Origin of the sequence: Pseudarthrobacter sp. S3 (assembly GCF_050156905.1) — a bacterium.
In the GTDB taxonomy this organism is placed as follows: domain Bacteria; phylum Actinomycetota; class Actinomycetes; order Actinomycetales; family Micrococcaceae; genus Arthrobacter.
The window spans coordinates 1,144,412-1,156,593 of record NZ_CP189583.1; the positions used below are offsets into that span (position 1 = coordinate 1,144,412).

The 12,182-nt window shown below is 63.7% G+C and carries 10 protein-coding genes; 1 reads left to right on the forward strand and 9 read right to left on the reverse strand.

Annotated elements, in window-relative coordinates:
* Positions 1 to 98 precede the first annotated feature (98 nt).
* From ACQCSV_RS05615 to ACQCSV_RS05650, 8 genes are all read right to left on the reverse strand, one after another.
* Positions 99 to 653, reverse strand: coding sequence for a hypothetical protein (locus tag ACQCSV_RS05615; protein WP_426939273.1), 555 nt, complete (start codon positions 651 to 653; stop codon positions 99 to 101).
* 35 nt (positions 654 to 688) lie between these two features.
* A complete protein-coding gene (locus ACQCSV_RS05620) occupies positions 689 to 1,243 on the reverse strand; it encodes a hypothetical protein (RefSeq protein WP_426939274.1) in 555 nt (184 codons plus the stop codon).
* A gap of 98 nt (positions 1,244 to 1,341) precedes the next feature.
* Complete coding sequence (locus ACQCSV_RS05625; RefSeq protein WP_426939275.1) at positions 1,342 to 3,024, reverse strand: NERD domain-containing protein; 1,683 nt, start codon at positions 3,022 to 3,024, stop codon at positions 1,342 to 1,344.
* Between the two features lie 26 nt (positions 3,025 to 3,050).
* Positions 3,051 to 4,577: a TY-Chap domain-containing protein gene (locus tag ACQCSV_RS05630; protein WP_426939276.1), complete on the reverse strand. Its 1,527-nt coding sequence runs from the start codon at positions 4,575 to 4,577 to the stop codon at positions 3,051 to 3,053.
* Between the two features lie 65 nt (positions 4,578 to 4,642).
* On the reverse strand, positions 4,643 to 6,181 hold the full coding sequence (locus ACQCSV_RS05635) for a TY-Chap domain-containing protein (RefSeq protein ID WP_426939530.1): 1,539 nt from the start codon (positions 6,179 to 6,181) through the stop codon (positions 4,643 to 4,645).
* A 143-nt stretch (positions 6,182 to 6,324) separates the two neighbouring features.
* Positions 6,325 to 7,194, reverse strand: coding sequence for a sigma factor-like helix-turn-helix DNA-binding protein (locus ACQCSV_RS05640; protein ID WP_426939277.1), 870 nt, complete (start codon positions 7,192 to 7,194; stop codon positions 6,325 to 6,327).
* Positions 7,195 to 7,207: 13 nt separating this feature from the next.
* Positions 7,208 to 8,752, reverse strand: coding sequence for an ADP-ribosylglycohydrolase family protein (locus ACQCSV_RS05645; RefSeq protein WP_426939278.1), 1,545 nt, complete (start codon positions 8,750 to 8,752; stop codon positions 7,208 to 7,210).
* Positions 8,749 to 9,708 carry an ARPP-1 family domain-containing protein gene (locus ACQCSV_RS05650; protein WP_426939279.1) on the reverse strand — a complete coding sequence of 320 codons (960 nt, stop codon included), beginning with the start codon at positions 9,706 to 9,708 and terminating at the stop codon, positions 8,749 to 8,751. Before ACQCSV_RS05650 ends, ACQCSV_RS05645 begins: the two co-directional genes overlap by 4 nt.
* Before the next feature lie 93 nt (positions 9,709 to 9,801).
* Here ACQCSV_RS05650 and ACQCSV_RS05655 point away from each other — a divergent pair, with 93 nt between their 5' ends.
* Positions 9,802 to 10,470: an NUDIX hydrolase gene (locus tag ACQCSV_RS05655; RefSeq protein WP_426939280.1), complete on the forward strand. Its 669-nt coding sequence runs from the start codon at positions 9,802 to 9,804 to the stop codon at positions 10,468 to 10,470.
* Positions 10,471 to 10,582: 112 nt separating this feature from the next.
* Here the strand turns inward: ACQCSV_RS05655 and ACQCSV_RS05660 are convergent, their stop codons facing one another.
* Entirely contained in the window at positions 10,583 to 12,163 is a 1,581-nt protein-coding gene (locus tag ACQCSV_RS05660; RefSeq protein ID WP_426939281.1) for an SIR2 family protein, read from the reverse strand.
* Between the last annotated feature and the right edge of the window lie 19 nt (positions 12,164 to 12,182).

Sequence of the window (12,182 nt, forward strand, 5' to 3'; positions counted from 1 at the left end):
CCCCGGGACGTGTTGGAGCGACAGTTCCTAGATCATATGGGCAGGGTCGGACAATGAACGGTGCGACGCGTCAGAGCCCCGGAGTGGGGCCGGTCTTGTCAGTCTGCGTCGAGGGTGGCCTGGAGCAGTCGGTCAAAGCTGGCCGTTCCGTACTCGGGCGGCGTGATGGTGATGAGCAGCCGGGTTGTGGTCACCTCTGGCGTGTCCCGGGGGGAGGGGTTCTTCTGGACCCGAGCTGGCTGCTTTCTTCCGGTCGCTGTGGATTGGCCGTCCTTGACCGCCGTCACCTCGAGGCCCGGCACGCCGTGGACAAGCAACGGAATGCGCTGCTCGTTCTCGATGAATCTCCTGAAGTCGTGTAGTGATAGTTGGTCGCCCGGATTTCCGGTCAGCTCGAGGATGGTTTCATTGACACTTTGGTTAACTCCAGTGAGGAACTTTTTCTCGCTTGACGCTTTCGCCATGACGAGGAATATTGTCAACGCGACTGCAAAAACAACGATAAAAAGTGTTGCGGTTCCGGGGTTTCGAAGGCCGGCGATGAAGATCATCAGGATCAGGCAAACGAAGAACCCGATGATTCCGAGCCCCAGACATGAATAGACGGAATCCTGTCCCGGCCGCCCGCTCCATTGCTGGGACGTGAAGGTCACGAGCAACCTTTGCTCGGGTTTAGGTAGTGACTTGCTCATTTTCCCTTCACTTCCAGGAGCGCCTCGGCGAGGACGATTGCCTCCCGGGCTTTCTTGAGATCGTCGAGAAGGCCGGCGTCAGAAAGGCCCCCAAAAGGGCCTTGCGCCGTGCCCGCCAATTGTGCAACGGCCCTGCTGAGATTGTCCCGCTCTTGCGCAAGCATTCTGGAGGAATCCAGTTTGGTCTTGCTTTTCTCAAGCTCCACAAGAGATTTTGTGAGTTCGTCGGAGCGGTTTCCGAGCAGAGCAAGCCGTTGCCCGATCCGTTCGGTTCGGTTGCGAAACATCGGCTCCATCCTGAGTGCGACCTCCAGGAGTTCCCTGAGGGATTCCGCTTCCGGCCTTTGGGGGTTTTTCTCCAGCAACTTGCTGGTATTCGCCCGCCGTTGCTCCCACGCCAGAAGGCCGGCGCGGTTCTGGTCCGCCAACAGGACAAGGATCTCGAGAGACGTGCTGAGGGAGTCGCGCCGGCTGCTCAGACTCTGCGTCGCTGCGTCTAGCCGCGCGATGAACTGGGCGTAGTTGTCGTTGAGCTGTGTTCCCTCTTTCATGGATCCCCCAAGAATCGTGTCCGATGCGACGGTTTCTGACTGAAGTGTGCCTCACCGCTCCGACATTTTAAGCCCCCGATGAGCTCCGGCATGGGGACTCACATGCCGACAGAGGCCGGGACCCAGGCCTCGGCCCGGGACAGGGCCGTTTTCAGGTCCCGTCCGCCAGCGCTCTCCAGCAACTCAGAGTCCCCGACCACCACCAGCAGGCTCCGGGCGCGGGACAACCCCACGTAAAGTTGCTCCGCGGCACGGTCCATGTCCTTAAACCCGTTGACACAGAGCACCACGGCCGAGCGCTCCAGGCCCTTGAAGCCGAGAACGTGGCCGTAGAAGACGTCGTTGTTCGCGTGGAAGTCCAGCCAGTACTCAGCGATGGTCCCGGCGTCGACGTGCTCCAAGTGCGCCGGGTGCCGCGACTTGGTGGTCAGGAGAGCAATCTGGTTGTTGCTCCAGCCCTCGTCCATCAGGGCCTCAACGCATTCGTCGGCGGCGTTGAGGGCATCATCCGTGGGGCATTCGACGCGGCGGACGGGCAGCCCCGTGCCGCCACGGGGAGTGAAGTGCTCGCCTGCGAAGGACCGGAATGTCTCGGCGATCTTCCGGGTGTTGCGGAGGTTTTCATCGATATGGATCGGCACTAGGTCCGCCGTCGGGTGCTTGCCGTCGGCGCCGGTCCCGCTCCACCTTTGGTAGACGTCCTGCCGGTCGTCCATGAACGCATAAACCTCGCCAGCCTCCGGATCAGTGGTGCAGGCGAGCAGCGCCTCCCACCACAGCGGGGCAAAGTCCTGCGCTTCATCGATGACGACGGCGTCAAGCCGCTCGTGCGGTTCCATGCGGCCCGCCAACTCCCGAAGGAGGCGGGGCATCTCCTCCTCGAAATAATCCTGCCCGGAGCCGTCCGGGACACCAAGCGCGCGGACGTACTCGTGAAACTCCCCTGTGAAGACCGGCTTGGCCTGCCGCCAGCCGGAGACCTGCTGCTGCAGGTACTGACTCAGCCCCTTGTTGTAGCAGAAGAGGCCCACACGCTTGCCTTCACGGCACAGCAGACGCGTCTTTTCGACCGCGAGCCAGGTCTTGCCGCTGCCGGCCCCGCCGGTGAATCGGACGCGGGGTAGGGAACGGGTCGCCCGCAACAGCACTAACTGCCGCACGGTGAGGTGATCCTGCGCGTCTTCGGCTTCGTGGGGGTCGGGGAGCTGGCTGGCATCGACGTCGAGGTCGCCGCCAAGCTTCCGGACGATCCGTTCAAGGAAAGCCGGGGTCAGCGTGGTGGCCCCGCTGCCTTCACGCTCGATGGCGTCGCGCACCCTGGCCACCAGCGACTCAGTGTCCGCCCGGTCCAGTATCAGCGAGCGAGGACACCCCGCCATGGCCCAGCCCCGCGGCACTTCCGAGTAGGGGAGACTGACAAGATACGCGAAGCGGCTGCTGAGCCGAGATCCGAGCTGATCCTCCAGCCAGTTCTTCAACGCATGCATCGACGCCTGCGACTGGACCACCGGGCTCTGGATGTTGTGCCGGCCCGCCTTGTCAGACTGATACCACTGCCCGTTCTCGACGCCGACCTTTCCGCCTTTGACCTCAATTGCGGCCATACCGACGCCGGGCCACAGGACGAGGATGTCGATCTCGTGTTCTGCCCGCCCGTCCCGCAGCTGGACTGAGTAGGCAAGTACGACGTCGTCCGGGAGACTGCTTTTCAGCGCGTCCCAGACCGCTTTCTCGGCCACCATGCCATCGCCGAATACGGGTTCTTCCGGAATGCATTTCATCGGTGCTCCATCAACTCGGACTTTGGCTAGGCAGCGTTGCTAAGTGTCTGCACAATACCGTTCAGCGCGTCATCAAGTGTGACGCCGCCGTCCGGACCGGGCCCGGTCGGAAATTCGCCGGTATGCCATTGAAGCTTGCTTGCATCGTCGCAGCCCCGGCCATATCTCAAACCTTCGAGTATCTGGTGCCCCGCTTCGATGTGTGGAATACCGTCCTTGTACCAGTTCGGAAAATTGCTATCGGGAGCCGACCATCGATTCCTGGTTAGGTAGCCCTTCTCGATTGGCCATTGGTCCGCGGGTAAATACTTCTCTGACACGATTTCGAACCAGACCCCATCAGCGCTGGGAACCGCCTGGGCATATGGTGCCAATCCTTCGGTGTCGTCGTCAGCGTACTGAATGCTGAGGAACGAGTTCCACGGCATGTTGGCGAGGACTTCGCTGACCAGTTCGCCGGCTTTAGCCCAGCCTTCCTGGACGTTGTTCCCGGCCCTGATGTGGTTGACCATGCCGTCGTACTCATCCTCGATTTCCGAAGGCATCACGGCGCCGATCACCGACTCCCAAGCAGCGAAATGCCTCATGATAGCGACTGCGGACGGCCGATCGCGTCCGGCGGCTGTCTCGGCAATCATCCAACTGTCATAGCTCGCCACCTCTTTCGGAGACCCAAACTGGTCATAGGCGCACATGAATCCTGCAGCCGCGTCGGCGAATTCGGCGGCATTGAACCGATCTCTGGTGGATGGGAGTTGCAGCCCCACGGAACCCAACGCGGTGTCCCAGAATCCTAGGCCCAGGCGGCGCCGGAGCTCGTCTGCCGGAGCCGGCCCGCTGGCTCCGGATGGTGTCCCGGCGTCGTCAAGATGCAGCGCGATTACCTCGGCCAACTCGCCGTACTCGGAGGACGATATTCCAGCCACATTGCCGGAGCGGATGGCCTGTGCCGTTGCTTCAATAATCCCTAGGATTCTGGCTGTATCCCGGTGGGGATGGCGGGTCCCCAGGAGGTCCCGGATGTCGGCGATGGATGAAACAGGCATCATCCCCAGAGCCATTTCACAATCTGGTTTCACGCCGCGGTGCAGACCCGTCACATACAGCAAACTGAGCGCGTCGGTGGGTGCTGCAATCCCCGCACCGATGCCCCCTTGTTGTTGTCGCACGCGATAAAGAATGTCCTTGAACATGTGTGTGCTCCGGAGCATCTCCACTGCGATGTCGACGTCGACCGGTGCCCCGAGCGCTGCCAGAACCTTCGGTATGTCCCTAAAGTCAATCCCGGCAGCATGAAGCTGCTCAAAGCGCTCGCGCTCGTGCCAAAGGGCAGCTCCCGTTGCGTAGCATCGATCCCGGATAGCCTTGGACCGCTGTTCCTCGGCCCGATCGGCGACGCGGGAACAGAGAAGACGCAGCATCTGGTAGCTATGCATGTTCGCCGCAGCCGCGATTGAACTCAGGGGATCACCCGCGCGAAACGATGCCATTGCTGGCCCAATCGCGTCTCGCGGGTCGGCCTCGGGCAGGAAATCTTCGGTTGGTGTGGTCATAATGTGATCCCCGTCGAGTGTGGTGTGTGTCGAGTGAAAAGTTTGCGCGCCTTCTCCAAGCGCTCTCACCCCGCATTTCGCAGAGTTTGGACTTCGCCGGCTAGAGCTTGCTCCATCGTCACGCCGTGATCCCGACCCGGTCCGCCTATCGGCTGCTTGGTACCCCAGCGCAGTTGCCAAGGGTCTGGGCATAGCCGGCCGAACCTCAGTCCTTTGAGAAGCTGATGCCCGGCTTCATGGAGGGCCACCTTTTCCTTGCACCACTGCGGAACTTCGTCGTCGGGGGCTAGCCAGTCCTCGTCTTCCAAATAGTCTGTGTCGATAGGCCACTGTTCGCCCGGCAAGAGGCGCTCGGAGACGACTTCGCACCATACGCCGTCAACACCGCGGATACCCTCCGCGAAGGGCGGGATAGAACCATCGACGCAGTCGCCGTAATGAATCAGGAGGGAGCGGTTCCGGGGCATGCTCGCAAGCAGTTCGCAAACGTACTCGCCCACGCGCACCCAGGCGGCCTCAAGGGCTGAATCAGTCCGGTCCAATAGCGCGGCGTCGATGGAGTCAGAGTTGGGAGCGGGAAGCTGTTGCTTCGCCTCGTACCCCGGGATGGTGCTGAGTGCCTCCTGCCAGCCGCCGTAGTGGACCATCAACTCGATGGCTGAAGGACGGTCGCCTCCCAGCGATACCTCTGCCGTAACCCAGCGGTCGTAAGTCTCGAGACTCACTGGGAAGTCACAATCGGCGCATTCCACCCCGTAATCCTGAATGGCCTGGATGAAATCGGTTTCGCCAAAACGGTCAGCGGCTTTGCGCAGTTGCAATCCCACTTTGCTCAACGCCTGATCCCAACACCCGCCGCCGAGGCGGCGGGTCAAGGCTGAGACAGGGGTAGGCCATGCGGCGGCTTCATCAAGGATATGGCCCCTGAACCGCCTTGCCAGAGGTTCCGCCGTTGCCACGTATTCCTCAACGGACAATGATCTGGCAACCCGCGCTCGGATGGCCAGCTTGGTGGTCTCAGCGACTGCCAGGATCTCAGCGAAACGTCTCGGAGGAAAATCAGCCCTAGTCAAAAGCCGCAGCTCGGCGATCTCAGCCGTGGGCATCTGCCCCAGCGTCAGCTGATAATCGGGTTCGATCCCGTGGTGCTTGCCAGTGACATACAGCAGGCTCAGTTTGTCGCAGAGGAGTATTGGGTCCTGCAGAATTGTGGGATCGTCGCCGGGAATCCCGGGGACGTGCAATAGTTCGACGGCGACCTCGACGTCAATCTCCGTCCCAATTGCACGCAGGACCACCGGAATTTCCGAACGCTTGATTCCGGAATCGTCCAGTCTGGTGATCATTTCCACGTTGTCCCAGATGGACCCCATGGTGGTTTGGCCTCGCTGCCTGACGGAGCGGAGACGCTCAAGCTCGTTGTCCGGCAGCGTTTTGTCGATGAGCGCCTCACAAATGTCGAGGACGCTGCCGTCGTAATCATGCGCAATCGCTCGCAGGGGATCGCCCCTGCGATATGCCTCGACTAAGGCTTCGGGTCGAGTCCAATAGCCCGGCGCGCTTCGGCTGCCCGCAGTTGTCAGCTCGGCCCCCACAATGTCCACCAATTTCGCCGTCTACTCCTGCACTGACCGGACGGCGTCCATCCAGGTGCCGTAGATGTTCCGTACGGATGCACCGGACGGCCGTTCACGCCCCTCGGCGATCTCCTGTTTCACCCACACGTCATATCCTGCATACGTGGCATTTATATCGGCAGCCGAGGCGTAGAAGCAGAAATCGTGCACCGCGTCGTCGTAGTCTTCGCGGTGAACTTCAAAAGACCCTTCGGCCTGCCCTGAGTAGTGGTGCCTACGCCCATTGCTTCCAAGGCCTCGTTCCAGCCGCCGAAGCGTTTCGTGACGGTTTGGCGAGTCGGCGGCCAAGGGAACGCACCCTGCCGCGATACGAGGCCAAGGGCAACCACGAGTTCCTCACGGAGTTCCTGGTAGCGCTTGCCGGTGATGCTGGATGTGGGGTTGCTGGCGAGGTGCTTCTGCGCCGCACCGATGACTCCGAGGATTGTGGCGATGTCATCGAGGTCTGCTTCCGCGGACCCGAGTGCGGCCCTCAGCTCGCCCATCAGCGAAAGGTCCAGATTGACTGCTGCCCATCCACGGGCCGGGGCCAGCCGAAGTTCGGAACCGAGCAGATACCAGACGCCTGCGGCGACAGCTTCTTTGGAGAAGATGTCGTCAATCTGACTTTTGTCGAAGACGATGCTTGACTCCCGGAGAACGTCCTCGGCGAGATCAACATCGATCGCCGGGTAAAGCGCCTGCAGCTTCAGCACCGCGTCCGGCCGGGTGACGCCGCGCTTGGCCATCTGGCGCGCCAAGTCACCGTATTCCGTCAGAAACGCGTCGTGGGCAGCTTTTCGGGCCGCTTCGCGCGCAGAGATGCGGTTCTTTCGGGATTCCTCGGCGTTCGTCCCACCGACCTTGGCAATGATCTGCCGGACACGCTCGCGGGTGATGCCGAAGGTCTGGCCGATGGCATCAAGGGTCTCGCCATCCGAGTAGCGTTCCACCATTGCGGCATCGCGCTGCTCCCGGCTGAGTTCAGGAGTTGTAGTCATGGTCACATTCCTATCAGTAGGATCGGACATTTTGGGCAACCCCGGTCGTGGCTCCATCAACATGGAGTGCTGCGGCTGTTTCGGCTTCCTTCAGGAGTCCAAGGAACAACGCATTCGGGTTTGCTCCCGGCAGTACCCGTCGCACATCCTCCAGTGCCACCAAGGCGGTAACCCCAGCAACACGTGCACCGTACAGCGCCGCCACAGTGGGCGTCCGGGACTCGGCGCGGACGCAGTGCAGCAGCACCGTCTTGCCCTCCGCGCGGAAGCGTTCGACGGCGGCCGCCGCGTCCCGCAGGACGTACGCGGCGTCGGCGTTGTCCTCAGAGGCAGGGGAGTCGATGATCCAGAACGTGGCGTGGTCTTCCGGCGCCACGCCGGGCACGTCGGAAGTCCCCAGCCGGCACAACGACACCACGGCGTCGATCCCCAGCTCGGAAACCTGCGAGAGGGATCCGACGCCGCCCAGCCAGACGCCGTCGTCGCACGGGTGTTGGACCAGGACGTCGGTGCGGCCCCACATGCTGTAGTCCTGGCGTTCGGCGCGCGGCCAGGCTGCGGGCCGGCGGCCCACGCCGCGGCCCAGTTCCATGCCGAGCATCATGAGGTCGCGCGCCAAGAGTCCGGGCCAGCCGTGCAGACGCCGCCGCCACTCGAACGGCACCGCGGTGTAGCCGTAGGCGGCGCCGAGCAGCCCGCCGGCGATGGCGGCGACGGTGTCGGTGTCCCGGCCGCCGCGGACGGCCTCCTCCAGCGCTGCCCGCAGGTGGGCCGGGCCGGAGGCCGACAAACCGAAGTGGATGGCGCTCCAGGCGCCCTGGAATGCCTCGACCCCCCAGCCGTTATGGGTGAAGTCACGCGGCCGGGACCGCTCGGCCGCCTCGATCCGCTCCAGCCACAGCCCTGCCCGCGCGGCAGGAAGCAGCGGCAGCCCGGCCCGCACATCGAGCAGCCCGGTCAGCACCGCCTCCCGGATGGCGACGCACCAGAGGCCGCAAGCTTCCTGCGCGTCCGGGTCGGCGTGGGTCAGCGCGCTGAGCACCCCGGCCTCGGCCATCAGTTCAGCCGGATCCCGGTCCAGATAGGCCAGCGCCAGCGGAGCGGTGCGCATCAGCGAGCCGTTCCCGGCGCTTCGGCCGGTGCGGGCGTGGAAGTCCGCGGCCGCGGCGCTGAAGTCGGCGGCAGTCACCTCGCTCCGGCCCGCCGCAGAGGCCAGCCGGCGGGCGGCCGCGATGACGGCGCTGGTCTGGGCGCCCACGTCCTTGGCCTCGGCCGCCCACGCCGTCCAGGCCCGGACCACCATGGTGAGCGCGGCGGGTGAGGAAGATCCGGCGTCGGGCGCCGCCTCGAGCAATGCCTGCGCGATCGGGACGGCCATGGAGGTGTCGTCGGTCCACTCGGCCGGCGCGAACCCGAACGGCCCGCCGCCTTTCATAGTGACCTCGGCGCCGTCCGGCAGCGGAGCGCCGAACTCGTAGCCGGCGCCGAGGGCGTCGCCGGCGGCCAGGGCAACGAGGACGCCGGCCGCGCGGTCGTTCTGCAAGGGGGTCAGTTTCATGCCAGCTCCATCAGGGGGTGGTGGGTGTTCCAGCCGGTCAGGTGGGCCAGCTGGGGGCTGCGGGTGGGAAGTTCGACGGCGATGCCCGCGGCGGACACCGGGCCGGCGGCGCGGGAGATATTGCGGCTCCGGAGCGCACCGTGGCTCCGGACCTCGACAGCAGCCACGCCGCCGTCGAACGCTCCGAAGTCCAGCGCCTGGACCAGGGCGGCGAAGTCACGGGCCCGCTGGCCCGGCATGGGACCGGAGGCCAGCGCCTGGGGTGAGAGGAGCTCCAGGTCCAGCAGTGCGGAGTCGATCAGCTGTCGGTAGTGCCGGCGGAACAGCGTGCCGGTGCCGAAGACCTCCAGGAGGAGCGGCTGCGTGCCCAGCCCGAGCACGACGCCGCGCTGGCCCTCCAGCGGTGCGGGGGCATTGGCGGCGTCGAAGCGGTTGTGCGCGTTGTTCCTGAACAGGTCCAGGTGGTCCAGCAGGGAGCCGGTCACCGACGCGCCGCGGGCCGCATCGAAGCGGCTGACCCGCTCCCAGATCCGCCCCTGCCGGTCCCCGCCGCGCCGGCCGTCGAGGCCGTTGGCCAGCTCGGACCAGACGTTCAGCGGTGCGCGCCGCGCCTGCCGGCGGTGGCTGGACTTTCCGGCTTCCCAGCGGCCGGCCTCGACGCAGAAGGTGTCGATGTCGCGGGTTTCGCCGGGGCCCAGGACGACGTCGCGGGCGCAGGTCCGGTGCTGCTGTCCGCCCTCGAGCAGCTCGCCCTCCAGCAGCAGGGCCGGATGCGGGCCGTTGTTGGTCACGGTGAGCCGGGCCACCTGGGGGCCGCTGGCGAGCTCGGTAACGGCGACGTCGGCGTGGGTGCCGGTGCTGATGCCCAGGTTGCCGGACCCGGAGGTCCAGACGGGGAAGATGCTCAGCGGGCCGAGCCTGCTGCCGGCACCGACGTGAAGCTGTGGGATTTTCATGATGACCTCCATTTGATTTAGTGCACTTCTGCGCTAATTGACTTCAGTATGCACGGCTTGCATCTTTAGCGCAAGACTGCGATAAATAGTGATGTGAAGGATTCCAAGAACAGCCCTGCCGCAGCCCTGCTCGACTACCCGCGTCCCTCGGTGGCGGTGGACACGGCGGTGCTGACCGTTGCCGGCGGGGATGTGTGCGTGCTGCTCGTGAAGCGGCAGGAATCGGATCAGCATGGAAATTGGGCGCTGCCAGGCACCTTCCTGCGCGAATGCGAGACCCTCGCGGTTGCGGTGTTGCGGTGCCTGCGGGAGAAGGCCGGAATCTCCGGCCGGGTGCCCCGCCAGCTGCACGTCTTTGACGAGCCGGGGCGCGACGACCGCGGCTGGGTGTTGTCAGTGGCGCACGTGGATGTGGTGCCGCTGACGGCGTTGGAGGAGGCATTGAAGTCCGACGGCGTCCGGCTGACTTCCGTGACCGGGGAGCCTCAGCTGATCGCCGGGCTGCCGTACGGCCATTCGGAGATTGTGGCGAAGGCCGTGGAGTGGCTGAGGGCTGCCTACACGGAGGCCCCGGACCCGGGGGAGCTGCTGACCGAGCCGTTCACGCTGAAGGAGCTGCGGGACCTGCACGAGGCGGTGGCGGCTTCGACGTTGATGCGCGATACGTTCCGGCGGTTTATGGAGCCGAGGCTGCAGGGGACCGGGCAGATGTCCGACGGGACGCGGGGGAGGCCGTCGCGGTTGTGGGTGCGGGGACTGTAACCGTCCAGTGCTGGACTGAGTGCGTAGGCAGGATGCCGCTGCGTACGGGCGGGGCCAGGTTCTGAGTGACAATAACGAGCATCCGGACCCGCTACTCGTCTGTTTGTACCGTTTAAGTCGGACCTTCCCATCCGAGCTCCCGAAGCATCCGATGGACGACCGGCGTGACACTGCTGGCCTCGCCGGCAGCGGAGACCCTGGCGACTTTGAGCAAAGCATCCCTGAGTCCCGACTCTTCCTCCGTGAGGCCCTCTCCATAGTGCGGAGCCAAAAGGAATGAGTGGCTGTCTGAAGAGTGCGCGACGAGTGCGTCCAAGAAAATCTCAAGCCGTCTGGCTGGTTCGTCGGTAACGAACTCCGATGCATCCGGATTCTTCATATTGATCAAATTGAGGTGCTTTCCCCAAAGCTTTTCCTGCATCCCATCCTGCTCCAGCATTAGGGCTGATCCGAATCGATCGCCTCCTTTTTTGGCTGGCAGCGCCCGTCGAACATCGTGAACAATCTCATGGAAGTGGTCGTCGGTTAGTCCGAAGCCCACGAAGAGTAAGTGATGAGTTATGAGATGGGCCTTTACCAGGGCGGAGAGCGCTTCCCGTGTGGCGCTGTAGCCGAGGTAATCGTCTCTGGTAAGGACAATAGTTTCTGGCTTATCGACTGACCCGTGGAGCTTCAAGAGCCATCTCTTGCTTGCGGCCGTCTGGTCGTCCGGCTGATCGCCGGGAATAACAGTCCGGGGACTTCCTGCGTCCTTCGATGCTGTCTCGAAGAGGGTGTCGTAGTTGAGCGTGATCGCTCCGTCAGATGGGAGACAGGCGAGGAGGCTCGGTGCGAGGCCGTAATTCTTAACATCGACGGCGGCGGCCACTGCTTGGCCAAACCTGGCATCGCTGTCGCGGGGAAACTTATCCGAGAAGAAGGATCGGAGGACGTCGGCCTGATCCAAATTACTCAGTTTCTCGAGTGCCTCCTGTTCGGATAATTCGAGGCCTGCGGCACCGGCCAGACTCTGCAGCAGCTGGCGCCAGCTTGGGGCTCCCGCGCTAATGCTGACGCCAGCGCCCATGAATGGAACTAACCGGCCATCACGTGCGATCTCGGCCAATTCTTTCGCCTGGTTGAGGAGAGAAGGACCCAGGGATGACCACGCACCCCGGCGCTCCCTCCGTTGCTGTTGCGCGAGAGCGAACGCCGCAGGATCCTGGAAGACAAAGACGACGTCAACCCCAGCCTCGTCCGTGTGACGGTATGCCTCTCCAAGGAGAACGCGGAGAATTTCGCCCCGATAGATGTTTCCGCCACCTCCCCCGGTGCCGAAGAATGGCACGGCCAACACTGGGCGGGTCGCCGATTCTCCTGTTGATCGACGGCGCTCGGTCGTGGCAGCTGTGGCGGCCTCGAGGAACGCGCGGAAACGCGGTAGGAGCTGTTCGGCCTGGGATATTCCTGCCATCGGAACCGCCGTGAGAACCGGAATGGATGATTCTTTGTCCCGGATATTAAGAGGCAAAGCGAACACCGATTCGTTCTTTATCGCCTGGAGACTGCTGATTTCTAAGGCCTCCGCCAGCCCCGGCAACCTCTCTTTCCAGCGTTCTCCGGGCGAAGCCCGCCGGTCGACTGGCAGAAGCCAAGCATCCGATTTGAAGTTGAGCAAGTCGCCCATGGTGACGAAAACGTGGCCTTTGGTCATTGGGACGGTATATCAGCAG

Coding starts and splice junctions, on each gene's coding strand:
- ACQCSV_RS05620 (WP_426939274.1), bottom strand. CDS start 1,243: ATGAAAGAGGGAACACAGCTCAACGACAACTACGCCCAGTTCATCGCG.
- ACQCSV_RS05625 (WP_426939275.1), bottom strand. CDS start 3,024: ATGAAATGCATTCCGGAAGAACCCGTATTCGGCGATGGCATGGTGGCC.
- ACQCSV_RS05630 (WP_426939276.1), bottom strand. CDS start 4,577: ATGACCACACCAACCGAAGATTTCCTGCCCGAGGCCGACCCGCGAGAC.
- ACQCSV_RS05640 (WP_426939277.1), bottom strand. CDS start 7,194: ATGACTACAACTCCTGAACTCAGCCGGGAGCAGCGCGATGCCGCAATG.
- ACQCSV_RS05645 (WP_426939278.1), bottom strand. CDS start 8,752: ATGAAACTGACCCCCTTGCAGAACGACCGCGCGGCCGGCGTCCTCGTT.
- ACQCSV_RS05650 (WP_426939279.1), bottom strand. CDS start 9,708: ATGAAAATCCCACAGCTTCACGTCGGTGCCGGCAGCAGGCTCGGCCCG.
- ACQCSV_RS05660 (WP_426939281.1), bottom strand. CDS start 12,163: ATGACCAAAGGCCACGTTTTCGTCACCATGGGCGACTTGCTCAACTTC.